This window comes from Novosphingobium kaempferiae, assembly GCF_021227995.1.
Classification (GTDB): Bacteria; Pseudomonadota; Alphaproteobacteria; order Sphingomonadales; family Sphingomonadaceae; genus Novosphingobium; species Novosphingobium kaempferiae.
The window spans coordinates 5,191,609-5,217,267 of sequence record NZ_CP089301.1; the positions used below are offsets into that span (position 1 = coordinate 5,191,609).

Here is a 25,659-nt window from a genome sequence, read left to right on the forward strand (position 1 = left end):
CCATGGCAACGCAGGCCGCCGAACACACCATGACCGACCCGCTGGAAGGCTGGAGCCTGCCCGCCTGGACCTACTCCGACGCCGAGTTCTTCGAGGTCGAGAGGGAGCGGATCTTCGCACCCAGTTGGCAGGTGGTCTGCCACGAAAGCGACGTCCCCAAGCCAGGCGACTGGCATACGCTTGATTACATCGGCGAAAGCGTGGTCGTCATCCGCGATGCGGACGGCACGCTTCGCGCCTTCACGAATGTCTGCCGCCATCGCGGCTCGCGCATCGTCGATGGCAGCAGCGGCTGCGCCAGGAAGCTCGTTTGCCCGTATCACGCGTGGACCTACGATCTTGACGGGCGCCTCTCCGGAGTTCCCGACAGCGGCAGCTATCCGGCTTTCAACAAGGCGCAACACGGACTTGCTCCGGTCCAGATCGAAACGTGGCAAGGTTTCATCTTCGTGCGGCTGGTCGACGACGGCGGGCCATCGGTGGCGCAGATGATGGCGCCCTACGAAGCCACGGTCGCGCCCTATCGGTTCGAGGAGCTCAAGGCGCTGGGCCGCGTGACCATGCGTCCGCGCGACGTGAACTGGAAGAACATCGGCGACAACTATTCGGACGGCTTGCACATTCCCGTCGCCCACCCCGGCCTCACCCGCCTGTTCGGCCGCAGCTACGGTGTCGAGGCGCAGGAGAACGTCGATCGCATGTGGGGCGATCTGATGGATGCGCCGTCCCGCAACTGGTCTGAGCGCATGTACCAGAAGCTGCTGCCTCCGGTCCGGCACTTGCCCGCCGACAGGCAGCGCCACTGGCTCTACTTCAAGCTCTGGCCCAACGTTGCGTTCGACATCTACCCCGATCAGGTCGACTTCATGCAGTGGCTGCCCGTCAGCCCCACGACGAGCCTGATCCGAGAGATCAGCTACGTCCTCGACGACGACCGTCGCGAAATGAAGGCGGCCCGCTATCTCAACTGGCGCATCAACCGCGAGGTCAATGCCGAGGACACCGCACTCATCACCCGGGTGCAGGCAGGCATGGCCTCGCGCAGCTTCTCGATCGGCCCGCTGTCCAACAAGGAGGTCTGTCTGCGCCACTTCTGCAAGCGCATGCGCGAGGTCATCCCTGCGGCGCGCCTCGAACACCCCCCCGCCCCCGGCTGGAGCCGACACGCATGACCACGAAGTACGACGCCATCATCATCGGCGCCGGCCACAATGGCCTGACCTGCGCCTTCTACCTCGCGCGCGCGGGTCTCAAGGTGCGAGTTCTGGAACGGCGCGATGTCGTGGGCGGCGCGGCGGTGACGGAGGAATTCCACCCCGGATTCCGCAATTCGGTCGCCAGCTACACCGTGAGCCTGCTGCAACCCAAGGTGATCGCCGACATGCGGCTGGCCGACCATGGCTATCGCGTGATCGAGCGGCCGATCAGCAACTTCCTGCCGCAGGAGGACGGCGGTTACCTCAAGCTCGGCGGCGGGATGGAGCGCACACAGGCCGAGTTCCGCCGTTGCTCCGAACACGACGCGGCGGTGCTGCCTGCATACTACGACGCACTTGAGGGCGTGGCCGAGGTGCTGCGCGATCTTGCGCTGAAGACATCGCCCGAAGCTGGCGGCGGCTGGCGTGCGCTCGTCGATGCGGCATTGCAGGGCCGCAAGCTGGCGGGCCTCTCGATCGAGGCGCAGCGCGACGTGCTGGACCTCTTCACCAAATCCGCGCGCGGGCTCCTCGACGGCTGGTTCGAAAGCGAGGCGGTCAAGGCCGCATTCGGGTTCGACGCGGTAGTCGGCAATTACGCATCGCCCGATACGCCGGGCAGTGCCTATGTGCTGCTGCACCACGTCTTCGGCGAAGTGAACGGCAAGAAGGGCGCATGGGGCCACTCGGTCGGCGGCATGGGCGCGATCACGCAGATAATGGCGAAGGTCTGCCGCGATCTTGGGGTCGAGATCAGTCTTGAGGCGCCGGTCGCGCAGGTTTTGGCGGACGGTGGCAGGGTCGCAGGCGTTCGCCTCGAAAGCGGTGAAGAGATCACCGCACCGCGAGTCATCGCCAACGTCGGACCTAAGCTGCTCTACGATCGGATGATCGCCCCGAGCGACCTTCCATCAGACTTCGCTCGCCGGATAAAGGGTTTCAAGGCAGGCAGCGGCACCTTCCGCATGAACGTCGCGCTGTCCGAACTGCCGCGCTTCACCTGCCTGCCCGAGCCGGGCGAGCATCACCGGTCCGGCATCATTATCGCGCCCACGCTCGACTACATGGATCGCGCCTTCATCGACGCCAAGCAGCTTGGCTGGTCGAGGAAGCCCATCGTCGAGATTCTGATCCCCTCGACCATAGACGACAGCCTCGCCCCTCCCGGCCAACACGTTGCCAGCCTGTTCTGCCAGCAGTTCGCACCCGAGCTGCCCGACGGACGTGACTGGGACGCGGAGGAAGGCAAGGCCGCCGACACCATCATCGATACCGTGGAAGAGTACGCGCCGGGCTTCCGCGCCTCGATCCTTGGGAGACAGGTGCTCAGCCCGAAGGGGCTGGAGCGCAAGTTCGGACTGGTCGGCGGCGATATCATGCATGGCAACCTGACGCTCGACCAGATGTGGTCGGCGCGGCCGGTGCTGGGCCACGGCGCCTATCGCGGCCCCATCAAGGGGCTCTACATGTGCGGCGCGGGCACGCATCCCGGAGGCGGCGTGACCGGAGCGCCCGGCCACAACTGCGCGCATGAGGTGATCGCCGACAAGGGCCGGTTCAAGCGGTTCCGCTGAACTTCTCGCTCCTCACTTGGCGACAACGCCGCCCTTCATGACGTGCGCCACGCTTTCGATCACGCGCACGTCGGAAAGCGGGTTGCCCTTGACAGCGATCATGTCCGCGAACTTGCCCGGAGCGATCGAGCCCAGTTCCTTTTCGTGCCCGATGAGCGTGGCCGCATCGAGCGTCGCCGAGCGGATCGCCCGCGCAGGCGTCATCCCGTAGCGGACCATGTAAGCGAACTGCCGCGCGTTCAGACCGTGCGGATAGACGCCTGCATCGGTTCCGAAACCCAGCCTGACGCCCATCTTCACGGCCTTGGCGAAAGCATCGCGCTGTTCCTGCGTGGTCTCGCGGTTCTTGCGGAGATACTCCTCCGGCCAGCCCTCGCGCGTGCCCTGCTCGTTAATCCAGTCGCCATCGTAGATGTCCATGACGAGCCAGACGCCCGCCTTCCTGGCCATGGCGAGCCCTTCGTCATCGATCAGGCTGGCATGTTCGATGCTGCGAACTCCCGCGCGAATGGCGGCCTTGATCCCCTCCGCCCCATGCGCATGTGCAGTGGCGTAAGAGCCATGCGCCGTCGCCACCTCGACGACGGCGCGCATCTCGTCGTCGGACAATTCGACCTTGCCCGGTTCCGTACCGATGGCGAGGACGGCGCCGGTGGCGATCATCTTGATGAAATCGGCACCATGATCGAACAGGTATTCGGTCTTCTCCCGCGCTTCGCCTGCATTGCAAACGACGCCGAGACGCATGTCGGGCGGCAATTGATCGTTCGGCATGACGCCGTTGACTTCGCCACCACCGCCGGGCGCCGTGATGTAAGCTCCCGCCACGAACATGCGCGGTCCCGGCACAAGCCCCTGCGCGATGGCATCCCGCAGAGCGACGTCGGTCAGCCCCCGATACGTCCCCACATCGCGCACGGTCGTGAAACCCGCATCGAGCGTCTGCCGCGCATGAAACGCGCCGATAAGAGCGGTTGCCTGGGGGGATGTCTTGATCGGTGCCGACACATCGGCGCTTTCGCCCACATCGGCGAGATGCGTATGCAGGTCGATCAGTCCGGGCAGCACCGTATAGGGTGACCAGTCGACGACCTCCGCTCCTGCGGGTGGCGCTCCACATGCCTCGACCCGAACCACACGCTCGCCCTCGACGAGCACGCATTGTCCGGCCTTCGCAGTGCCACTGGCGACATCGACAAGCGCCCCCGTCCGCACATAGACCGAAGAGGCCGATGCCGGGATGGCGACACCTGCGAGGACAAGCGCCGCCGCGATCGTAGCCCCTCTCACTTCGCCGCCAGATCCTTGAGCAACGTGGTGTAGTAGACCACGCCTGGTGCGATGTTCAGAAGAGCGATGCGCTCGTTGAGACCATGCGCGAACTCGTCGGAGTCCTTTATCATCGATGCGCTAGCGCCGTAGCTCGGCACGCCCAGCGCACGATACCACATCGAGTCCGACGCGCCTGACGACTGCGAGGGGATGATCGGCACCGGTCCCCAGGCGGCCTTGACCGCCCTGCCCACCGCCGCCACGAAATCGGGACGAACCGGTGACGCGGGTGCCTCGACAGAATCGTCACCAGTGACATCCGCGAACTTGGCCGCAGGCATGGCGGCAATCTTTTCTAGTTCCGCCATGATCTCAGCGCGCGTGTGCCCCGGAAAGATGCGACAGTTGATATTCGCGGTCGCGCTCTGCGGCAGTGCGTTCTGCGCGTGACCGCCGGAGATCATGGTCGGCACGCAGGTAGTCGAGACACGCCCCACAGTCGCCGGATTGGCACGCAGAACAGCAAGCGCAGCGGGATCGTCAGGGTTGGCGACGAAGGCCTTCATCGCCGCCGCCAGCTTCGGGTCGGGCTCGATCTTGGAAGCCCCGGTCCAGTACTGCCGCGTCACGTCGTTGAGTTCGGGCTTGAAATGATAGGCGCCGATCCGTGCCATGGCTTCGGAAAGCTGCACGATGGCATTGTCCGGCCGCGGCGCAGAGCTGTGCCCGCCAGCATTGGTCACGGTCACGGTGTAATCGACGTAGGTCTTTTCAGCCCCCTGCCAGCTCCAGTAGAGCGGCTTGCCGGTCTCCTCGGAGAGCGAACCGGAGGAACCGTCCACGTTCAATACCAGTTCTGCGTTTTTCAGGCGCTCCGCGATCACCTTGGAGGTGTCCATGGTGGTTTCCTCGTCGCCCGAATAGGCAATGACGATGCTGCGTTTTGGCTTGAAACCCTCCCGGCGCAGTTCGATCATCGAGGACAGGGCCAGCGCGGCCTCGAACTTGGTGTCGCTCGCGCCGCGACCGTAAAGATAGCCGTTCTCGACGACGGGCGTGAACGGATCGCGTTGCCAGTCCTGCGGCTTGGCCTCCACCACGTCCATATGCGCGGAAATAACGAGCGGCTTGAGCGAAGGGTCGCTGCCCTTCCATGTCGCGATGAGATAGGCGGTGTCGTCGAGAGGCACGATCTCGATGTCCTTCGCGTCCCAGCCCGCCTTGACCAGCGCGTCACGGAACAGCGAAGCCACTTCACCGGTCTTGTTCCCCGGCCCGCGCACCGAACGCAGCGCGATAGCCTTCTTCGACAGATCGAGCACCTGGGCTTCCGCTTCCGGATACGCCTTCGCCTGCGCCATGGGGGCAAGCAGGCTGGCTCCGAGCGAAAGAAGAACCGGTATCGAATAGCGCATCGCGTTGAAGCCCCTTGGAATGTCGTTGTCCGGAAGAATCGAGGATCACCGGAACCGGCATCCTGTCGGCAGGCGAGACGGTGCGCAACGGCATCGTGAACAAGGCTCATCGCTGCATGAAGCGTCGGCCCTCTCATCTTGCGATGGCGAAAAGCCTATCTCGCAAGCGCAGCACGTCGGGACGGGGCCCGGCAGCTGATCACACCTGCTTCATCCGAACAGCAAGGAACGACCATGCAAGTCAAAGCCTACGGCGCCCATTCCGCCGACCGGCCGCTCGAAGCCATCACCATCGAGCGCCGCGAAACCGGCCCGCGCGACGTCGCCATCGAGATCGCCTATTGCGGCGTCTGCCACTCCGACCTCCACACCGTCCGTAGCGAGTGGGGTGGCACCGTCTTCCCCTGCGTTCCGGGTCATGAGATCGTCGGCACCGTAACCAGCGTCGGCGCCGAAGTGACCCGCTTCAAGATCGGCGATACCGTCGGCGTCGGCTGCATGGTCGATAGCTGCCAACATTGCGGATCGTGCCATGACGACCTCGAGCAGTACTGCGAAAACGGCTTCACCGGCACCTACAACGCGCCGACTGCCGATGCTCCCGGCCACACGCTTGGCGGCTATTCGCGCGCCATCACCGTCGACGAACATTTCGTCCTTTCGATCCGCCACGCGCCTGAGCAACTCGCCGCTGTCGCTCCGCTCCTCTGCGCAGGCATCACGACCTATTCCCCGCTGCGTCACTGGAACGCCGGTCCGGGCAAGAAGGTCGGCGTCGTCGGCATCGGGGGCCTCGGCCACATGGCCATCAAGATCGCGCACGCCATGGGTGCGCAGGTCGTCGCCTTCACCTCGACCCCTGCCAAGCGGCAGGACGCTATCGACCTCGGTGCGGACAGCACCGTCGTCAGCCGCGAGCCCGAGGAAATGGCTGCGCATAACGGAACCTTCGATCTCATCATCGACACCGTGGCCGCCAGCCATGACCTCGACGCCTACGTCAACCTGCTCAAGCGCGACGGCGCGCTGGTGATGCTGGGCGTGCCCGAGCATCCGCATCCGAGCCCGAACATCGGCAGCATGATATTCGGACGCAAGACGATTGCGGGCTCTCTGATCGGCGGCATCGCGGAAACGCAGGAAATGCTCGATTTCTGCGCGGAGCACGGGATCGTCTCGGACATCGAGATGATCGACATCCAGCAGATCGACGAGGCTTACGGCCGCATGGAGCGCAGCGGCGTCCGCTACCGCTTCGTCATCGACAGCGCATCGCTGGATGCGACTGCCTGATATCGATAGCCAAAGGCTGAAATACGGCGGCGGTCGCTCCCTGAAAGGAGCGGCCGCCGTTTTCATATCTGCTGGAAAGTGGTGCGCCCGACGGGATTCGAACCCATGGCCCCCAGATTAGGAATCTGGTGCTCTATCCGGCTGAGCTACGGGCGCACGCAGGGGCGTCCTAGCCGCTGCAAAACAGCTTTGCAATCAGTTCGCCTGTTCCGGGGAAACAACCGGAAATGGCAACGGCATGAGCCCGATGCCTTCCTCCAGCAATTCCTTCGCCTCTGCGACGGTCGCTTGTCCGTGGATGGTCTCGGCCTCTTGCTCACCATAGTGCATGGCGCGCGCATCCTTGACGAAACTTTCGCCCACGTAGCGCGATGACCTGAGCGCCTCGGCTTGCATCGTGGCGAGCGCCTGCATCAGTTCCGCAGCCTGCGGAGGCAGTGGTACACCTGCAACCGCCGCCGTATCGCTTTTTGCCGCCACCGATGCCTTGTCGCGCCCTGTCGGAGCGGCTTGCGGCATCTGGTTGCCCTTGCGTGCAAGCCGTGGAGCCTGAATGGCCTTGTCGATCGCCGTCGAGCCACAATGAGGGCACGCAAGCAGCGCCCGTTCCTGCTGGCGAGCATAGTCATCGGAAGACTTGAACCAGCCTTCGAATCGATGTGCTCCGGCGCGGCATTCAAGGTCGTAGACGATCATCGGGCAGCTACTTGGCGATAGCGCGGCGATTGGCAAGGCTCGGCAACTGCGCACGGACCTGCGCGATGCGTTCGTGATCGATATCCACGAACGCCACGCCTGCCGCACCACCGTCGTCGGCCCCTTTCATGTCGAGCAACACCTCGCCCCAGGGATCGACGGCCAGAGAGTGCCCGTAAGTCTCACGCCCGTCCTCATGGCTCCCAACCTGCGCGGCGGACAGGATATAGGCGCTGGCCTCCACGGCACGGGCGCGCTGCATGAGATGCCAGTGCGCCTGCCCCGTAGGAACGGTGAAGGCAGCAGGCACGGCGATCACGTCGCAGCGGGCCAGCCCCAGAGCTTCGAACAGCGCCGGGAAGCGAACGTCATAACAGATCGCAAGCCCCAGACGCCCGAGCGGCGTCTCTACCGTCACGACATCATCGCCCGGCGTATAGGCGTTCGACTCCCGCCACGACTCGCCCGAAGCGAGATCCACGTCGAACATGTGAATCTTGTCGTATCGAGCCCGGATGTCACCGCTGCCGTCGATCACGAACGCGCGGTTGGCCCACTTGCCGTCTTCGCGCGCGATGGCGAGCGATCCGATGTGGACCCAAATTCCCTCGCGCCTCGCGGCCTCTCGCACCGCCGCAAGAACGATGTCGTCCGTCTCGGTCGTGATCGCTTCGCGCGCGCGGTCACGCTTCCGGTCCAGCAGGCCCGACATTTCAGGCGTGAACAGCATGGCCGCTCCACCTGCTCGTGCCTGCTCGATCGCATCGACGATCGCAGCCGCATTGGCCTGCGGGTCGATGCCCGTAGTCATCTGGAACAGCGCTGCACGCACCATGCGATCAGAGACCGAGAACGGGGTCGAGCTTGCCGTCGCGGTCGAGCGCGTTGATGTCGTCGAAGCCGCCATAGGCCTTGTCGTCAATGAGGATCTGCGGAACCGTGCTCGCGCCCGGCACCCGTTCCAGCATTTCGGTGCGCTTGGGACCGCCCATGGTCAGGTCGTATTCCTCGTAAGCGACGCCCTTCTTGTCGAGCAGCGACTTGGCGGCAACGCAGTAGGGGCAACCCCACTTGGTGTAGATCTCGATCTTCGGCTGGCTCATGCCAAACTCCAGTTTAAGCGACCCTTGAAAGGCCGGTCGGCTATCATATCTAGGTACGCAAGTCATGGCCCGCCATGGGCATGGCTTTTCCGACGAGGCGCCGGATTTCCGGGCCTCATGAAGAACGAAGATTGCTCATAGGAGGATTTTTGTCATGAACCGTATCGATTTCTCGCCCTATCGCCGCACCATGGTCGGCTTCGACCGCCTTTTCGACATGATCGAGAATCAGGCGCGCGTTAATTCGGGCGACAAATACCCCCCCTTCAACATCGAACGGCGCGGTCAGGATGCCTATCGCATCACGCTGGCAGTTGCGGGTTTCAAGCCGGCAGACATCGACATCACAGCGCAGGCCAATCTGCTGGTCGTCAAGGGCAGCAAGCCCGAGGAAAGCGCCGAAGGCGAGATGCTGCATGTCGGCATCGCCCAGCGCGGATTCGAGCGCCGGTTCGAACTCGCCGACTACGTGCGCGTAGATAGTGCCGACCTTGCAGACGGTCTGCTCATTATCGATCTCGTCCGCGAGGTTCCTGAAGCGATGAAGCCGAAGAAGGTCGCCATCGGTGGCAATACCCTGACGGTCGTTGATGGCGGCGAAGGCAACACCGCAGCCGCATAAAGTCCGGCGCGACAGGTATTTGCGGTTCCCGTCCCTTTCCGCAAATCCAGTCGAACCCTATGGAGGTGGTCCGGATCTCGGGCCGCCTCCTTTTGCATGTCGACTTGCGCAGATCGCACGCGCCTGGCCGGAATAAGCCTCGCGCCAGAAAGGGTTGATCGTTAGCCCGCAGGCCATGCCTCGGACCGATCACCCATGACCGCGATCCTCGGAATCGTACTGCCCGTCTTCTCACTGATCTTCGCCGGGTGGCTGGTGCGGCGTATCGGTGTGATGGGCGCGCAGGCCACCAGCGAACTCAACCGGTTCGTCGTCTACCTCGCCCTGCCCGCGCTGCTGTTCGACATCGTGGCGAAGTCGAACTGGCATGAACTGTGGCAGCCGCACTTCGTGGCGGTCTTCACGCTGAGCACGATGGCGATCTTCGCGCTGACGGTGCTGCTGCATATTCGGCGTAGCGGCTTTAGCGCGGATGGCCCCGTACTCGGCCTTGCGGCCGCCTATCCGAACACCGGTTTTCTGGGCTTCCCTCTCCTGTTGGGAGCACTTGGCTCCTGGAGCAACACCTTGACGCTGATCTCGACGATCATCGTAGCCTGCGTGCTCTTTGCCGGGGCGATCGTTCTCATCGAGATCCGACTGCATGCAGGCAGTCATCCACTCAAGGTCGCAGCCAAAGTCAGCAAGTCACTCGCCACCAACCCGCTGATCGTCGCGCCAGTGCTGGCGACGTTCTTTCCGACAACCGGCCTCGCAGTACCGCAGCCCGTCGAAGTCTTTCTGAAACTGCTGGGTGGCGCAGCTTCGCCCGCCGCGCTGGTCGGCCTCGGCCTCTTCCTCGCAGAGCCACGTAAAGCAGCGCCAGGCGCAGGACTGCTGACCACCGCGCTAGTCGCTGTGAAACTTATGGTGCATCCGGCCATGGCGTGGCTGCTGGCGATGTGGGTGTTTCCGCTCGAAGCCCCAGTTCGACATGCTGCGGTGATCCTGGCCATGCTGCCTACCGGCACCGGACCATTCATGCTTGCCGAATTCTACGGGCGAGAGGCCGGAGTTACGGCGCGAGTCATCCTGATCTCCACCGTCATGTCGATCGTCACGGTGTCGACTTACCTCATGCTTATCAGCTAGACGCTCGCCATTGCGTAAGCATCGAGCTTACGGTGCAATTCCTGCCGGAGTTCATCGTCAATCCAGGCCGCGTCGAACGCATTGCGGGTAACGGTGATGAAGTCATCAGGTCCGAACCCGGCAAGATCATGCACCATCAGCATGTTCTCATTGATGTAATTGCCTTCCATGTAGGCGGGATCGTCGGAGTTGAGCGTCAGCTTCAATCCGAGGTCCAGCATTCCGCGCGCGATCGACTGATTTTCACCGGGTCGCATCATCTCATTGGCATAAGGGCAGACGGTAAAGAACAGCCCGCGCTCCCGCGCCATCTCGATGAGTTCAGGACGATCGAGCAGGTTCGCGCCATGGTCGATCCGCTCGACGCCGATGTCCTCGATCGCCTGCCGGATATGCTCGTGCGTATTCTTCTGATCGACATCGCAATGCATCGTGAGCCGAAAGCCCGCCTCGCGTCCGCGACGGAAAATCTCCGCGAACTTGGTCGGTGGGTTGTCCAACTCGTCTGAATCCAGCCCGAGGCCAACGATCAGGTGGCGATACGGCAATGCCATTTCGAACACCGCCATTGCGCTTTCAGCGCTACGCTCCCGTACAAAGCACATGATGAGTTGCGAGCGGATGCCGAAATCACGTTCAGCCTCGATGCGGCCACGCGTCAGCCCCTCGATCATCGTCGAAAACGAAACGCCGCGATCAGTGTGCTGCTGAGGGTCGAAGAACATCTCTGCGTAGATGACATTCTGGGACGCGACCTTGCGCAGATAGGCGTAGACCAGATCGCGGAAATCCTCTTCATGATGCAATACAAAGCTGCCTTCATAGAAGATCGTGAGAAAGCTCGGGAGGTCATGGAAGACATAGCTGGCCCGCATAGACTCGACATCGACATAAGGCAGATCGACGTTATTGCGCGCAGCCAGTTCGAACTTGAGTTCCGCTTCCAGCGTTCCTTCGAGGTGAACATGAAGTTCGGCCTTGGGCATACCGTGGATGAAATCGACGATAGAGTTTGGCTGCATTTTCGATCTTGCCCTCTGCCGCATCGCCTCTCGGACGATGCGGCAGACTATATCGGGGCGCCATTCGCCGGAAAGCTAAATCTGCTGCACTGCAACAGCAGAATGAGCGTCAGGCTGCGATTTCCATTGGCATGGAGACAAGGATAGACCGCATTGAAAACTGACCTTCGACTCCCGTGAGTTCCGCCAAAGTCGGCGCGACCGTTCGAAGCGATACGCGGTCAGCGAGACGGCGTGGCTGGATTCCCGGTCCCTTGATCCAGAAAGCCCCATCAGGATGATGTTTGCCGCTGCGTAGCGCTTCAAGAGGATAGAACAGGTCGAAGAAGCCGACAGCTTCGTTGGCCGCCAAAGACAATACGACGATTTCTTTGGCGGGGTACTGTTCGACCATGCATCCGGCGTCGAGAGACAAGCCTTCCCGCCGCGCCCACATCGGCTGCCGACCATCAGAAAGACGCAGGGCTTCGATACGTTCGGCTGCGGTTATAGCGGCCTGTTCACTCTCGAAATGGAGCAGGAACTGCTGCGACATCACAGGCGCGTAACGCCAGCCTGGCGCCACTCCGGCAAAAGCCATGAGCCGCGCGATGTCGCGATGGCGGAAAATCTGCCTGCCCCCATCTTCTTCATGCGTCAGCATCGGCTGCTGGCTGAGCGCCGTCAGGAGAACGAGATTGTCATCTCCTCCTGTCATGGCCAGCGCTTGGCCGACCAAGCGATCCATGTTGCGATAGCCTTCCAGCACCGTGTCTCGATGCTCGCGAAAATCCTGCTCCGAAGGCTGTATCCCGAACAGTTCGGGTTCGAATTCGCGCCAGTGGAAATGCTGGAAATGGGCGGTGCTGTTAATGAAGAACGTCGAAAAGTGCGGCTTTTCATTGCGATAAATGGAACGAAACAGATCCCATTGCAGTCGATCGAGGATCATGGCCCTGCGCCATTTCACGTTGTCCGCACGTTCCTGCACAAGTTGCGCGATCGCGGCCAACACCGATTGCGCCGACAGCCCATGCGTGAGCATGAAACGGCCAAACCGGGCAAAATCGAGGGGCGAGACATCCGGCTGCGCGCTATGCTCCTGCACGTAGCTGCGGACCAGATGCGTATAGGGCTCGAAATGACCATCAGGGAGCGAGACAGGCTCCGTCGCCCATGGGTCCGGCAGGAAATGTCCGAGAAATCCGGCTTGGACAGCAGCGTTCATGCTGCCGCAAATCCAGTTCGTGCGCCCGCTCCGGCTTACCAGATCCCATATGCGAGGTGCGCTCAATGCGGCGCCATCGTTGAGCTTGAAGCAGCCATGCTCGGCATAAGACAAGCCAGTATGCGCAGTAACCCACTGGATCCAAGGCTCCAGATTGGGTGCCGCCTCCTCTGCATCAGTGACGGCAACGAGCGCACTGTTGCGCAAGCGTTTGAAATTGGGGAGATGCCCGGCCGCTATGAAGCGGTCGAGTAGTGTCGGCGACAGTTCGTTGAATTCGAGAACAATCGTCGACATCCGGACCTCCGCGCCAGCACTTCGCTGGTCACAGAGATGCCCGTTATCATGTAAAAGTAACCAGCAGAGACTGCTCCGTTCTGGACTTGTTGCGCCGCAGCAAGCCCGGAACTGGATCTATCCTTAGACCAGACGTGCCTGGCGCAAGGCTGCAGCGATGAAGCCGGAGAACAGCGGATGCGGCTCGAACGGACGCGACTTAAGTTCCGGATGGAACTGCACGCCGACGAACCACGGATGATCCGGACGCTCGACGATTTCTGGCAGCAGACCGTCAGGCGACATGCCCGAGAAGATCAGGCCGTTCCCTTCGAGCGCATCACGATACGAGCCGTTGACTTCGTAACGGTGACGGTGGCGCTCGCTGATCTCGGTAGCATTGTAGAGTGCCGCTACGTGGCTGTTGGGCGAAAGAGCGGCCGGATAGGCCCCGAGACGCATCGTGCCGCCAAGATCGCCGCCTTCGGCGCGGGTCTGGAGGCCGTCCTCGGTCATCCACTCAGTAATGATGCCGACGACCGGTTCCTCGGTGGGACCGAACTCGGTGGAGCTGGCCTTCTCGATGCCGGCCGCGCGGGCACCTTCGATGCAGGCCATCTGCATGCCGAGACAGATGCCGAAGAACGGCACGTTGCGTTCGCGGGCGAAGCGAACGGAAGCGATCTTGCCTTCGGTGCCACGCTCGCCGAAGCCGCCAGGGACGAGAATGCCGTGCATGGGCTCCAATGCAGCGGCGATCTCGGAGTCTTCCTTCTCGAAGACCTCGGCGTCGATCCAGCGCACGTTGACCTTGACCCGGTTGGCCATACCGCCGTGAACGAGCGCCTCGTTCAGCGACTTGTAGGCGTCCTGCAGGCCGACATACTTGCCGACGACGCCGATGGTCACTTCGCCCTCGGGGTTCTGGTAACGGTCGGTAATGTCGTCCCAGCGCGATAGCTCGGGCGTTTTGGCCGATTCGAGCATGCCGAAGTGATGGAGGACTTCAGCGTCGAGGCCCTCACGGTGATACTGCAGCGGCACGGCGTAGATGTTCGGTGCGTCGAGCGCCTGGATCACCGCCTGCGGGCGCACGTTGCAGAACAGCGCGATCTTGCGGCGCTCGCTCTCAGGCAGTTCGCGGTCGGCGCGGCACAGAAGGATATCGGGCTGAATGCCAAGACCGGTGAGTTCGCGCACCGAGTGCTGCGTCGGCTTAGTCTTCAGTTCGCCCGCAGCGGCGATGTAGGGAACCAGCGTAACGTGTACGAAGCACGTCTTTTCGCGGCCAAGCTCGTTACGCAGCTGGCGCATCGCCTCGACGAAGGGCAGGCCTTCGATGTCGCCGACGGTGCCGCCGATCTCGCACAGGACGAAATCGAGGTCTTCGGTTTCCGTCAGCGCGAAGTCCTTGATCGCGTCGGTGACATGCGGGATCACCTGAACGGTGGCGCCGAGATAGTCGCCGCGGCGCTCCTTGGCGATGATATCCTGGTAGATGCGGCCCGAAGTGATGTTGTCCGCCTTGCGGCCCGACACGCCGGTGAAGCGTTCATAGTGGCCGAGGTCGAGGTCCGTTTCCGCGCCATCGTCGGTCACGAAAACCTCACCATGCTGGTAAGGGCTCATCGTGCCGGGATCGACGTTCAGATAGGGATCGAACTTGCGGATGCGGACCTTGTATCCGCGTGCCTGCAGGAGAGCCGCGAGGCTCGCCGCCATGAGACCCTTGCCCAGCGAGGAGACCACGCCGCCGGTGATGAAAATATGCCGCGCCATGGGAGTCGGGCCTTAAATTGCATGGGGGCCCTCAGGCAAGCGCCCGGAGCCTCATTCCACAGGTCAAACACATGGAAATGCCGTCTGACAACGCCAGACGGCATTCCGGTTACGGTGAAGCGTCCGAAGACGCTTGCCGGGGTTACTGCTTGGCAGCACCCGAAAGAGGATCGGCCGGGACCGAGTCGCCGGCGGGAGCGCCCTGCGACGCGGGGGCCGGAGCAGCCGGATTGGCAGCGCCGCCGAGCGGATCCACGGGCTGAGCCGGAGCGGCCGGAGCCACGTTGCGCTCAAGCGAAGTATCGATATCGCGGCCGGAGGTTTCGTTGACCGCCAGCGCTGCAAGGCCAATGCTCAGGATCACGAAGACGCTTGCCAGCACCGCAGTCGCACGGGTCAGGAAGTTGGCCGCACCGCGCGCCGACATCAGCCCCGAAGGGCTGCCGCCCACGCCTAGGCCGCCGCCTTCGGACTTCTGCACCAGGATCACGCCAACGAGCATGGCGGCCACCAGCGCCTGGACCACGGTCAGGAAAAGGAACATCTTCGTCTCAGCCTTATCGCGGGGACATACCCCGCATCGTTCGCCGCGCAGATAGGCGCTCGCAGGCGAGCGCGCAACCCGGCAACTTTATTGCTGCGCCGACAAGACTGCCGACGCGCGAAATTCAGCCTACTTCGGCTAGCGATGCGGCCGCGCCGACGATAGCCAGGAAGCTCTCCGCCGTCAGGCTCGCACCGCCGACCAGCGCACCACCCACTTCGGGCACGGCAAGCAGTTCGGCCGCGTTTTCGGCCTTCACCGAACCGCCGTAGAGAATGCGCACATCGGAACCGGCATCGCCATAGATCGCAACGAGCTTTGCGCGAATCGCCTTGTGCATCGCGGCGACGTCATCGACCGACGGCACTCGGCCAGTGCCAATCGCCCATACCGGTTCGTAAGCGATCGAGAGCCGCTCAGGAGCGCCTTCAGTGCTCGGGCACGAGCCTTCGACCTGCGCGGTGACCACGCCTTCCGCATCGCCTGCGTCACGCTGCGCTTCTGTTTCGCCGACACACAGGATCACGGAGAGGCCCGCTGAAAGCGCAGCTTCCGCCTTGGCCTTTACTTCCGCATCGGTTTCGGACTGATACTCACGACGCTCGGAATGGCCGACGATGGTGAAGTCCGCCCCGGCGTCCTTGAGCATCCCCGCGCAGACTTCGCCGGTGTAGGCGCCATTGTCCTTGGCATGGCAATCCTGTCCGCCGACACCGATGAGTTCCACCGTGTCGCGCATCCGGTAGAGCAGGGTCGAGGGAGGGGCCAAGGCCACCTGCACCTTGGGAAACCGGGCGGCTGCCCGATCGATGGCGCGCGCTTCGTTGAGCATGGCGCGCGTGCCGTTCATTTTCCAGTTTCCGACGATGTAAGGTAGTCCGGCCATTTCGCCCCCCTTGATCCGATCTCGGCGAACCTTCGGGAACTCCCCCGCGGGTTCCCTCGCAGATTTCCGGTAATGCCGTTGCCGCGGAACCGGGAATCAGGTCATTGCTGTCGCGGGCAGCTAGGGCACCCAAGCACGCCTTGTCAAAATTACTGCCCTGTCTTCGTCGCTCTTTATGCCGTGACCGTCGCAGTATTGCCACGCGATCGGCTTTTGCCCCGGCCTTGCGCAAGTGGCATTGCAGGATAGGCGAAGGCACCCTAAAGCCTGCCGCGTTTAGAGGCGAAGCCGCAGGTTTCGCGCAGATAATCGCTGATCGGCACGGTCCATGCTCAATTTCTTCCGTTCGTTTCTCAAGTCCAAGGTCGGTGCTTTCATCGGCCTGGCGGTTCTCGGGCTCATCGCCCTCGCCTTCGCCAGCGGCGACATCGCGGGTCTCACCGGTTCCGGCACCGCCGGTCCGGGCAGCGCCATCGTCACCGTCGGCAAGGAGAAGATCACCGCTGAGCAACTCGACCAGAGCGCAAAGCGCGCTCTGGAGCGCGTCAAGCAGCAGACCCCGACCGCGACGATGAAGCAGTTGATCGCCGAAGGCGGTCTGGAGCAGGTACTGGACAGCCTGATCGATGGCGCCACGTTCTACGCCTACGGCACCAAGAACGGCGTGGTCGTGAGCGACCGGCTCGTCGATAGCGAACTGACCCAAATTCCGGCTTTCCAGGGCGTGGACGGCAAGTTCGACCAGAATGTTTTCCGTCAGGCCCTCGCCCAGCAGCAGCTTTCCGAACAAGCCGTGCGCGATGACGTGCGTAAGAACATGGTCGCGCAGGAACTCGTCGTTCCCGCACAGATCGGCTCGGTGATGTCCCAGTATGCCGCCAAGCGCTATGCCTCGTTGCTGAGCGAGACGCGCAGCGGCACTGTGATCGCCCTGCCCTCGCTGCTGTTCGCGCCAGCCAAGCAGCCGACCGACGCCGAACTCGCGACTTTCTACAAAGACCACACCGGCCAGTTCGTCCGCCCCGAGCGACGTACCCTGCGTTATGCGATCGTTGGCGAGGACAAGGTTCCCGCCGCCGCGGCACCGACCGACGCCGAAATCGCCGCGCGTTTCGAAGCGAACAAGGCCGCCTATGCAGCCAAGGACAATCGCCGCATCACGCAGTTGATCGTTCCGACCGAAGCTGCCGCCAAGGCGGTGATCGCGGAAGTGGAGAAGGGCAAATCGCTCGAAACCGCTGCGCAGGAAAAGGGCCTTTCCGCCGCCAAGCTCGAGGGCTTCAGCCGTGAAGAGCTGTCCGGCCAGTTCTCGCCCTCCGTGGCGCAGGCGGTGTTCGCCGCGCCCGTGGGCAAGCTTGCAGCTCCGCAAAAGAGCGTGCTCGGCTGGCACGTCATCCGCGTCGACGAGGAACAGAAGACGCCCGCCAAGACGCTCTCCGAGGTCAAGGCTGAACTGACGGCGCAGATCGCCACGGAGAAGACCCGCAAGGCCTTCAGCGACGCCCTCGGCAAGATCGACAGCCAGTTCTCGGGTGGATCGAACCTCAACGAAGTGGCGAAGTCGCTGGGCGTCGAAGTCCAGCAGACGCAGCCGCTGACCGCTGACGGCGGGGTCTATCTCAAGCCCGGAGAGACGATCTCGGCTGAGCTTCGCCCGATCCTCGCCACCGCTTTCGGCATGGATCAGGAGCAGCCTCAGGTCGCCGAGGTCGAGAAGGGCAAGTCCTTCGTGATCTACGACGTGACCGACATCCAGGCATCCGCCCCTGCCCCGCTCGCCCAGATCAAGGACGACGTGAAGCTCGCGTGGTCGGTCGATGCAGGTGCCAAGGCCGCCAAGGCGGTGGCGCTCAAGATGCAGGCCGATCTGCGCAAGGGTCAGTCGATCGAGCAGGTCATGGCCGCTTCGGGCAAGAAGCTGCCTCCGCCGCAGCAGGTCTCGATGTCGCGCCCGACGCTTGCCGCCGCGCTGCAGTCCGGCCGTCAGGTGCCGCCGCCCGTCTCGCTGATGTTCCACATGGCCAAGGGCACGGTGAAGGTGCAGTCGGCCGCCGGGGAGCGTGGCTGGTTCGTGGTCCAGCTCAAGGACATCGTGCCCGCCCAGATCGATTCGGACGACATGATCCGCCGCGCGCAGACCGAACTCGGCCAGCAGCTGGGTCAGAGCTATGCCTCCGCTCTTGGCGCCGCAATGCGCAAGGACGTGGGCGTGAAGCGCAAGGACGACGCCATCAAGTCCGTCCGCGACCAGCTCGCCGGCACCGCGCAGGCCAACTGAGCGGATGCAGGGGGCAGCGATGGAGCGCGAATGCGATCGTCAGCAGGTGATGGACCAGCTTGCGCAGGGCAAGCCCGCGCTGGTCTGGCGCAAGCTGGTCGCCGATACCGAGACACCCGTCAGCACAGCGCTCAAGCTGATCGAGGACGGGCGCGGCGATTTCCTGCTCGAATCGGTGGAAGGCGGCGAGACGCGCGGGCGCTACAGCCTGCTCGGCCTCGACCCCGATCTGGTGTTCCGCGCCAGCGGCCAGGCCTGCGAGATCAATCGTGGCTGGCAGGCTGACCGCGAGGCCTTCTCCCCGCTCGCAGGCGACAGCCTGACTGAACTGCGAGCTCTGGTTGAAAGCTGCCGCTGCGACGTTCCGGAAGCACTGCCCAAAGCCCTCGCCTGCCTCGTCGGCTATTTCGGCTACGAGACCATCGGACTGGTCGAGAAGCTGCCGCGCGCACCGCAGAGCCCACTCGAACTGCCCGACATGCTGTTCGTCCGCCCATCGCTGATCCTGATCTTCGACCGCCTCTCCGACGAGCTTTTCTGCGTCGCCCCGGTCTGGTCCGGCGGCGATGGTGCCGAGCAGACCATCACTCGCGCGGTCGAGCGGATCGACGAGGCACTGCGCCGACTTGCCGCTCCGGCACCACTTGCGCCTGTAGCCACAGATCTTCCGGAGCCGACCAAAACCGCGATCATGACGCCGCAAGCCTACGAGGCGATGGTCCTTCGGGCCAAGGACTACATCGAGGCCGGCGACATCTTTCAAGTTGTGCTGGCGCAGCGCTTCACATGTGAATTCCCGCTGCCGCCGCTGGCGCTCTACCGGGCTCTGCGCCGCGTGAACCCATCACCGTTCCTGTATTACCTCGACCTGCCCGGCTTCGCGCTGATCGGTTCGAGCCCGGAGATTCTCGTTCGCGTCCGTGAGGGCGAGGTCACGATCCGCCCGATCGCTGGCACGCGCCCGCGCGGCAAGACCCCTGCCGAGGACAAGGCGAACGAAGCAAGCCTGCTCGCCGACCCCAAGGAACGCGCCGAGCACCTCATGCTGCTCGACCTTGGCCGCAACGACGTGGGCCGCGTCGCCGCCGCCGGGACTGTCGAAGTGACCGACAGTTACACCATCGAGCGCTACAGCCACGTCATGCACATCGTGTCGAACGTCGTCGGCAAGCTCGACTCCGCGCATCACGACGCCATCGATGCGGTCTTTGCCGGGTTCCCCGCAGGCACCGTTTCGGGCGCCCCCAAGGTGCGCGCCTGCGAAGTCATCGCCGAACTCGAACCCGAAACGCGTGGCCCCTACGCGGGCGGCGTCGGCTACTTCGCGCCGGACGGTTCAGTGGATAGCTGCATCGTCCTGCGGACGGGACTGCTCAAGGACGGCGTTCTCCACGTTCAGGCCGGTGCCGGTATCGTGGCAGACAGCGATCCTGCCTACGAGCAGCGCGAGTGCGAAGCTAAGAGCGGCGCGCTGTTCGCCGCCGCGCGCGAAGCTATCCGCGTCGCGGGGGAACCGGGCTTCGGGCAATGACACGGCTTGCGGGGATTGCTGCTTTCGCGGCGCCTATACTCCTCGCAGCCTGTTCCTCCGAATCGGCTCCGCAGCCTCCCAAGCCACCGCCGCCGCCATGCGAAGGCGGCAGTTTCGAGGGCGCGAGTTTCACGCATTGCACAGCGGTGCCCGGCCGCCACACCATCCACGCGGTACTCGGGCCGAAGGACGGCGCACCGTACCGCAGCCTCTCGCAACTCGCGGTCAATCGGCCCGCCAAGAGCCACGAAGTCGCCTTCGCGATGAATGGCGGCATGTTCGACGCCGATGGCCAGCCCATCGGCTACTACGTGGAAGAAGGCGAGAAACGCCAAGCGCTCAACACCAACGAGGGCTGGGGCAACTTCCACATGCTGCCCAACGGCGTCTTCTACGGCGACGCGGGCGGCAACTGGCATGTGCGCAAATCCGACGATTTCGAGAAGTCAGTGACTGATCGCCCCGATTTCGGCACGCAGTCAGGCCCGATGCTGGTCATTGCAGGCAAGCTGCATCCCAGGATCGATGACGACGGCAAGTCCTTGAAACTGCGCAACGGCGTCGGCGTGGATGCCAGGGGCCGCGCGCATTTCGTGATCTCGGACGAGCCGGTCTCCTTCGGCAAGCTGGCCCGCTACTTCCGCGACGCCCTCAAATGCGACAACGCACTGTTCCTCGACGGCAGCGTTTCCTCGCTCTGGGATCCGGAACATGGCCGCGTCGATGGCGGTCCCCCGCTCGGCCCCTTGATCGTCGTCGAGAAAAGCGCAAAGGCACACAGATGATCCTCGTCATCGACAATTACGACAGCTTCACCTGGAACCTGGTCCATTACGTGATGGAACTCGGCGCCGAAGTGGAAGTCGTGCGCAACGACGCGCTCAGCGCAGGCCAGGCGATCTCCAGCGGAGCCAAGGGCTTCCTCATTTCGCCCGGCCCCTGCACGCCCAACGAGGCAGGCATCAGCCTCGATCTCGTCGGCGCGGCGGCCGATGCCGGGATGCCGCTGCTGGGCGTCTGCCTCGGCCATCAGTCGATCGGCCAGTATTTCGGCGGCAAGGTCGTGCGCGGCGGTCTGATGCACGGCAAGACCTCTCCGGTCACGCATGACGGAACCGGCGTTTTCGCAGGCCTCCCCTCGCCGTTCACGGCGACGCGCTATCACTCGCTGATCGTCGAGGACATTCCCGAGACGCTTGTCGTCAACGCGCGCTCGGACGACGGTCATATCATGGGCTTCCGCCACGCCAGCCTGCCTATCCACGGCGTCCAGTTCCACCCGGAAAGCATCGCCACCCAGCACGGTCACGCCATGCTCGCGAACTTCCTCAAGGCCTGCGGGATCGACGCCCGGCTTCCGGAACGGCTGGTTGTGCTGTGAGCCTGCCTGATCCCCGGCACCCGATACCCGAGGAAGAGGCCGAGATCGCCTTCGCCGCCATCCTCGACGGTGATGTCCCCGAATCCGAAATCGCCACCTTCCTGATCGCCCTATCCGATCGGGGAGAAACCGCGGGCGAGATCGCCGGCGCCGCGCGCGCCATGCGCGACCGCATGATCCCGGTGAAAGCCCCCGCCAACGCCATCGACGTCTGCGGCACCGGCGGCGATGGCCACCACACGCTCAACGTATCGACTGCGGTGTCGCTCGTCGTCGCGGCAGCGGGCGTTCCGGTCGCCAAGCACGGCAACCGCGCCGCCAGTTCTAAGGCGGGCGCAGCGGACACGCTCGAAGCGCTGGGGCTGGACCTCGATCGCGCGGTCGAGACCGCCGAATCTACCCTGTCCGAGATCGGTATCGGCTTCCTCTTCGCTGCCCGGCATCACCCGGCGCTCGGCCGCCTCATGCCGCTCCGGAAGTCGCTCGGCCGTCGCACGATCTTCAACCTGATGGGGCCGCTGGCCAATCCGGCGCAAGTATCGCGACAACTGGTCGGCATCGCGCGTCCCGCCTACGTGCCGATCTACGCCGACGCCCTGCTGCGCCTGGGCACCGAGCATTCGATGGTCATATCCGGCGACGAGGGGCTCGACGAACTGAGCCTCGCCGGCGGCAACGAAGTGGCCGACATTCGCAGCGGCGAACTGTCGATGCGACGTGTGACGCCGCAGGATGCCGGACTTCCGGTTGCTCCGGTGGAAGCCATCCGTGGCGGCGATCCGGCCTACAACGCCGAAGCCCTCAGCCGCCTTCTGCTCGGCGAACACGGTGCTTACCGTGACGCGGTCCTCCTGAATGCGGCAGGCGCGCTCATGGTCGCCGGAGAGGTCGATAGCTGGGCCGAAGGCGTCGAGGAAGCCGCCGAAACCATCGACAAGGGGCTGGCGAAAGCGCTGCTCGACTGCTGGATCGCGGCCACCCGCGCCTGACGAGGAATCCATGTCCGACAAGCTTACCGAAATCTGCGATACCAAGCGCGAGGAAGTCGCGGCCCGCAAGGTGCTCGCCACCCTGTCAGACCTCGATGCACGGGCTTCGCAGCAAACCGCGCCGCGCGGTTTCGAGGCAGCGCTTCGCGCAAAGGCCGCCGGCGACTACGCGCTGATTGCGGAAATCAAGAAAGCTTCACCATCCAAAGGATTGATCCGAGAAGATTTTCGTCCTTCAGAACACGCGGTCGCTTATGAAAAGGGCGGCGCAGCCTGCCTCTCGACCCTGACCGATGCACCCTATTTCCAGGGCCACGAGGATTTCCTGATCGCCGCCCGCGCCGCGTGTGCGCTGCCGGTAATCCGCAAGGACTTCATGATCGATCCGTGGCAGGTCGTCGAGGCCCGCGCCATCGGTGCCGACGCCATCCTCATCATCGTCGCTGCGCTGGACGACGTGCTCATGGCGGAGATCGAGGCTGCAGCGCACGAACGGGGGATGGACTGCCTCGTCGAAGTTCACAATGAATCCGAGATGGATCGTGCAAGCCGCTTGAAATCCAGACTTATCGGCGTGAACAATCGCGACCTGAAGCGCTTCGCAACCGATATCTCGACGACCGAGCGCCTCGCCCCGTTGGCACCGGAAGGCACGCTGCTCGTCAGCGAAAGTGGGATCAACACCCACGCCGATCTCGAACGCCTGTCCGCAAGCGGCGCACGCACGTTCCTCGTCGGTGAGAGCCTCATGCGTCAGGCCGACATCGAAGCCGCAACGCGGATGCTCCTTACCGGCATTTGATCCGGCCTGCCCGCTGTGTGAAGAGGGAGACGAAATGAGCAAGACCCTTACGCACATCGATTCCGAAGGCACGGCCCGCATGGTGGATGTAGGCGCCAAATCGCCTACACAACGCTTCGCAGTCGCTTCGGGGCGCATCACGATGTCGGCGGAGGCGCTGGATGCCATCAAGGCCGGAGATGCGCCGAAGGGCGATGTTCTTGGCACAGCGCGGATCGCCGGGATCATGGCGGCCAAGCGGACTGCCGACCTCATACCGATGTGCCATCCGCTCGCGCTGGATGCCGTGAACATCGACTTCACGTTCGAGGCCGATGCGATCCGCGCCACTGCGACTGCTTCGCTGACAGGCAAGACAGGCATAGAAATGGAAGCAATAACAGCGACTTCCATCGCACTCATAACGATTTACGACATGGCCAAAGCCTTGGACAAAAGCATGGTCATCGGCGAAATCCGCCTCGTCGAGAAGCGTGGCGGCAAGTCCGGCCACTGGAAAGCTGCAGGATGGACCGAGTAACCGCGCCCCCCCTTCCCCTGGAGGAAGCGCAGGCGCGGCTTCTTGCCTTGGCATCTCCGCTCACGATCGAGCACGTCGATGTGGAAGGCGCTCTCGGGCGATATCTCGCCGAGCCGCTCCATGCCCGCCGGACCCAGCCTGCGGCCAGCCTCTCAGCGATGGACGGTTATGCCGTCGCTGGTTTGAACCTCACCGGCCCCTGGCGTGTCGTGGGAGAAAGCGCGGCGGGTCATCCGTATATCGGCACTATCGCAATCGGCGAGGCCGTCCGCATCTCCACCGGCGCGGTGTTGCCCGCTGACGCATCGGCAGTAATTCTCCAAGAAGATCTGGCGCGCCATGGCGACGAGATATCGCTGACCGGCGAAGCGCCCGTTCCCGCAACGAAGCATATCCGCCCTCGCGGCATGGACTTCATCGAAGGCGCTGAAATCCTGCCTAGAGGCAAGCCGGTCGGTCCCGCACAGACGGCCCTCGCCATCGCGGCAGGACACAAGTACCTGCCCGTATCCCGCAAGCCCCGCGTCGTCATCATCGACAGCGGCGACGAACTTGCTGCCGACCCGGAGCACTGCGCGCCTCACCAAATCCCCGCCAGTAACGGCGCGATGCTCCTGGCTTTGGCGGGTTCAACCGCCGTCGATGCCCGGCGGATCGGCCCGGTTCCCGATACGATCAAGGCCATTACCTCCACTTTCGAGGCATCGTCCGACGCCGACCTCATCGTAACCAGCGGCGGAGCATCGGTAGGCGATCACGACCTCATCCGTCCCGCTCTCGAACGATGGGGTGCCAGCATCGATTTCTGGCGCGTGGCGATCAAGCCGGGCAAACCCATTCTAGTGGCCACGCGCGACACAAATGGCCGCCGCCAGATCGTGCTTGGACTTCCCGGAAATCCGGTGTCGAGCTACGTCACCGCCTATCATTTCATGCTACCCATGCTCCGCGCGATGCTTGGCGCTGCACAGCCATTACCGATGCACTTCACGGCCTCGTTAGGCGAACCGTTGCGTGCCAACGGAAAGCGTCGCGAATTCTTGCGCGGATGGTGGAATGGGGAAACCGTCATCGCCAATCCCTTGCAGGACAGCGGCGCACTTTCCTCCATTGCGGCCAGCAATGTCCTTATCGACCGCGCCGCATTTGCCGAAGACGCGCGGGTGAACGACAAGGTTCAAATCTATCTGCTTCAGAATGGCGGTATTGCTTAAGATCGTTTCGATTCGTTGCTTGATTGTTCCCTCAATGTTCACTACCAGAACAAACAAGGTCAGGTTTTCCCTGGTCCGGAGGTTACGAAAAGGCAGCGACAATGTTGACGCGCAAGCAGCACGAATTGCTCCGGTTCATCCAGACGCGTCTCGAAGACAGCGGCATTTCCCCGAGCTTCGAGGAAATGAAGGAAGCACTCGATCTCAAGTCGAAATCGGGCGTTCACCGGCTGATTTCTGCGCTGGAGGAGCGCGGCTTCATCCGCCGCCTGCCCAATCGTGCCCGCGCCCTAGAAGTGCTGCGCCAACCCGACAATGCCGGGACGAAGCCCTCGCGCGCCACGGCCACTAACGACGACACCGGCATCGCGGCGATTCAGCCTGCGCGAAGCGCGCCGCAGCCTGCCAATGACGTCATCGAAATCCCGCTGCACGGCCGCATCGCTGCCGGCGTACCGATCGAGGCGCTGGAAGGGCAGTCCATGCTACCTGTTCCCGCTGCGCTTCTCGGATCAGGAGAACACTACGCGCTCGAGGTTTCCGGCGACTCGATGGTCGAAGCCGGTATTCTCGATGGCGACTTTGCACTTGTGAAGCGCACCAACTCGGCGCGCGACGGCGAAATCGTCGTGGCCCTCATCCGTGGTGAAGAAGCGACGCTGAAGTATCTCCGGCGCGAATCTGGCATGGTTCGGCTTGACCCGGCCAATGCCGCGTACGAGCCGCAGATCTACGGACCGGATGAAGTCGAGGTCCAGGGCAAGCTCGCCGGCCTGCTTCGTCGCTACAATTGAAGTTCATTTGCTGAAGCCTGTTCGACCCATAGGATGAACGGGCTTCAATCCCAATTGCTGCCGCAGGTGCTTTGCCTTCATGACCGGCAGTAGTGGTGCGGGCATATGGCTTGCCTTACCGCCCAAGCCTTATG

24 protein-coding genes and 1 tRNA gene are annotated in these 25,659 nt (G+C 63.3%); 14 read left to right on the plus strand and 11 right to left on the minus strand.

Annotation, left to right across the window (positions count from 1 at the left end; genetic code table 11):
- Window positions 1–2: 2 nt before the first annotated feature.
- Together LO787_RS23545 and LO787_RS23550 are read left to right on the plus strand one after the other, a co-directional pair.
- A complete protein-coding gene (locus LO787_RS23545) occupies window positions 3–1,172 on the plus strand; it encodes an aromatic ring-hydroxylating oxygenase subunit alpha (protein ID WP_232493385.1) in 1,170 nt (389 codons plus the stop codon).
- Window positions 1,169–2,770 (plus strand): phytoene desaturase family protein, encoded by a 1,602-nt coding sequence (locus LO787_RS23550; protein ID WP_232493386.1) that lies wholly within the window; start codon window positions 1,169–1,171, stop codon window positions 2,768–2,770. Before LO787_RS23545 ends, LO787_RS23550 begins: the two co-directional genes overlap by 4 nt.
- Window positions 2,771–2,782: 12 nt before the next feature.
- Here LO787_RS23550 and LO787_RS23555 read toward each other — a convergent pair whose 3' ends face one another.
- Both LO787_RS23555 and LO787_RS23560 read right to left on the minus strand, forming a co-directional pair.
- Window positions 2,783–4,060 (minus strand): Xaa-Pro dipeptidase, encoded by a 1,278-nt coding sequence (locus LO787_RS23555; protein WP_232493387.1) that lies wholly within the window; start codon window positions 4,058–4,060, stop codon window positions 2,783–2,785.
- Complete coding sequence (locus LO787_RS23560; RefSeq protein WP_232493388.1) at window positions 4,057–5,457, minus strand: M20/M25/M40 family metallo-hydrolase; 1,401 nt, start codon at window positions 5,455–5,457, stop codon at window positions 4,057–4,059. Before LO787_RS23560 ends, LO787_RS23555 begins: the two co-directional genes overlap by 4 nt.
- Window positions 5,458–5,691: 234 nt before the next feature.
- On the opposite strand from LO787_RS23560, the gene LO787_RS23565 reads away from it, so the two are divergent.
- A complete protein-coding gene (locus LO787_RS23565; RefSeq protein WP_232493389.1) occupies window positions 5,692–6,750 on the plus strand; it encodes an NAD(P)-dependent alcohol dehydrogenase in 1,059 nt (352 codons plus the stop codon).
- A gap of 79 nt (window positions 6,751–6,829) precedes the next feature.
- On the opposite strand, the gene LO787_RS23570 is transcribed toward LO787_RS23565, so the two are convergent.
- From LO787_RS23570 to grxC, 4 genes are all read right to left on the minus strand, one after another.
- Window positions 6,830–6,906: transfer RNA gene (locus tag LO787_RS23570), tRNA-Arg, on the minus strand.
- 39 nt (window positions 6,907–6,945) lie between these two features.
- Complete coding sequence (locus LO787_RS23575) at window positions 6,946–7,446, minus strand: DUF1178 family protein (RefSeq protein ID WP_232493390.1); 501 nt, start codon at window positions 7,444–7,446, stop codon at window positions 6,946–6,948.
- 7 nt (window positions 7,447–7,453) lie between these two features.
- Window positions 7,454–8,281, minus strand: a complete 828-nt coding sequence (locus LO787_RS23580) for a carbon-nitrogen hydrolase family protein (RefSeq protein WP_232493391.1) — start codon at window positions 8,279–8,281, stop codon at window positions 7,454–7,456.
- 4 nt (window positions 8,282–8,285) lie between these two features.
- A complete protein-coding gene (grxC, locus tag LO787_RS23585; RefSeq protein ID WP_232493392.1) occupies window positions 8,286–8,549 on the minus strand; it encodes a glutaredoxin 3 in 264 nt (87 codons plus the stop codon).
- A gap of 154 nt (window positions 8,550–8,703) precedes the next feature.
- On the opposite strand from grxC, the gene LO787_RS23590 reads away from it, so the two are divergent.
- Window positions 8,704–9,171, plus strand: coding sequence for an Hsp20 family protein (locus LO787_RS23590; protein ID WP_232493393.1), 468 nt, complete (start codon window positions 8,704–8,706; stop codon window positions 9,169–9,171).
- 195 nt (window positions 9,172–9,366) lie between these two features.
- Window positions 9,367–10,302: an AEC family transporter gene (locus LO787_RS23595; RefSeq protein ID WP_232493394.1), complete on the plus strand. Its 936-nt coding sequence runs from the start codon at window positions 9,367–9,369 to the stop codon at window positions 10,300–10,302.
- Here LO787_RS23595 and add read toward each other — a convergent pair.
- The 5 genes from add to tpiA form a co-directional block, all read right to left on the minus strand.
- Window positions 10,299–11,288 carry an adenosine deaminase gene (gene add / locus LO787_RS23600; RefSeq protein WP_232493395.1) on the minus strand — a complete coding sequence of 330 codons (990 nt, stop codon included), beginning with the start codon at window positions 11,286–11,288 and terminating at the stop codon, window positions 10,299–10,301. The two genes, LO787_RS23595 and add, sit on opposite strands and share 4 nt — an antisense overlap.
- 145 nt (window positions 11,289–11,433) lie before the next feature.
- Complete coding sequence (locus LO787_RS23605; protein ID WP_232493396.1) at window positions 11,434–12,828, minus strand: alkaline phosphatase family protein; 1,395 nt, start codon at window positions 12,826–12,828, stop codon at window positions 11,434–11,436.
- Window positions 12,829–12,951: 123 nt separating this feature from the next.
- A complete protein-coding gene (locus LO787_RS23610) occupies window positions 12,952–14,586 on the minus strand; it encodes a CTP synthase (protein WP_232493397.1) in 1,635 nt (544 codons plus the stop codon).
- A gap of 142 nt (window positions 14,587–14,728) precedes the next feature.
- Window positions 14,729–15,130 carry a preprotein translocase subunit SecG gene (secG, locus tag LO787_RS23615; protein ID WP_232493398.1) on the minus strand — a complete coding sequence of 134 codons (402 nt, stop codon included), beginning with the start codon at window positions 15,128–15,130 and terminating at the stop codon, window positions 14,729–14,731.
- A gap of 124 nt (window positions 15,131–15,254) precedes the next feature.
- On the minus strand, window positions 15,255–16,016 hold the full coding sequence (tpiA, locus tag LO787_RS23620; RefSeq protein WP_232493399.1) for a triose-phosphate isomerase: 762 nt from the start codon (window positions 16,014–16,016) through the stop codon (window positions 15,255–15,257).
- A gap of 328 nt (window positions 16,017–16,344) precedes the next feature.
- Between tpiA and LO787_RS23625 the strand changes: the two genes are divergently transcribed.
- The 9 genes from LO787_RS23625 to lexA all read left to right on the plus strand — a co-directional run bounded on the left by LO787_RS23625 (window position 16,345) and on the right by lexA (window position 25,525).
- Window positions 16,345–18,294, plus strand: coding sequence for a peptidylprolyl isomerase (locus tag LO787_RS23625; protein WP_232493400.1), 1,950 nt, complete (start codon window positions 16,345–16,347; stop codon window positions 18,292–18,294).
- Window positions 18,295–18,313: 19 nt separating this feature from the next.
- The gene (gene trpE / locus LO787_RS23630) at window positions 18,314–19,825 is read left to right on the plus strand and encodes an anthranilate synthase component I (RefSeq protein WP_232493401.1); all 1,512 of its coding nucleotides are present in this window, start codon (window positions 18,314–18,316) and stop codon (window positions 19,823–19,825) included.
- Window positions 19,822–20,610: a phosphodiester glycosidase family protein gene (locus LO787_RS23635; protein ID WP_232493402.1), complete on the plus strand. Its 789-nt coding sequence runs from the start codon at window positions 19,822–19,824 to the stop codon at window positions 20,608–20,610. Before trpE ends, LO787_RS23635 begins: the two co-directional genes overlap by 4 nt.
- On the plus strand, window positions 20,607–21,206 hold the full coding sequence (locus tag LO787_RS23640) for an anthranilate synthase component II (protein WP_232493403.1): 600 nt from the start codon (window positions 20,607–20,609) through the stop codon (window positions 21,204–21,206). Before LO787_RS23635 ends, LO787_RS23640 begins: the two co-directional genes overlap by 4 nt.
- Entirely contained in the window at window positions 21,203–22,195 is a 993-nt protein-coding gene (trpD, locus tag LO787_RS23645; RefSeq protein WP_232493404.1) for an anthranilate phosphoribosyltransferase, read from the plus strand. The genes LO787_RS23640 and trpD overlap by 4 nt, the downstream gene beginning before the upstream one ends.
- Window positions 22,196–22,205: 10 nt before the next feature.
- Window positions 22,206–22,997 (plus strand): indole-3-glycerol phosphate synthase TrpC, encoded by a 792-nt coding sequence (gene trpC / locus LO787_RS23650; RefSeq protein ID WP_232493405.1) that lies wholly within the window; start codon window positions 22,206–22,208, stop codon window positions 22,995–22,997.
- Window positions 22,998–23,031: 34 nt separating this feature from the next.
- On the plus strand, window positions 23,032–23,517 hold the full coding sequence (gene moaC / locus LO787_RS23655) for a cyclic pyranopterin monophosphate synthase MoaC (protein ID WP_232493406.1): 486 nt from the start codon (window positions 23,032–23,034) through the stop codon (window positions 23,515–23,517).
- Entirely contained in the window at window positions 23,505–24,731 is a 1,227-nt protein-coding gene (locus LO787_RS23660; RefSeq protein ID WP_232493407.1) for a molybdopterin molybdotransferase MoeA, read from the plus strand. The genes moaC and LO787_RS23660 overlap by 13 nt, the downstream gene beginning before the upstream one ends.
- A 101-nt stretch (window positions 24,732–24,832) precedes the next feature.
- Entirely contained in the window at window positions 24,833–25,525 is a 693-nt protein-coding gene (lexA, locus tag LO787_RS23665) for a transcriptional repressor LexA (protein ID WP_232493408.1), read from the plus strand.
- Window positions 25,526–25,659: the final 134 nt, after the last annotated feature.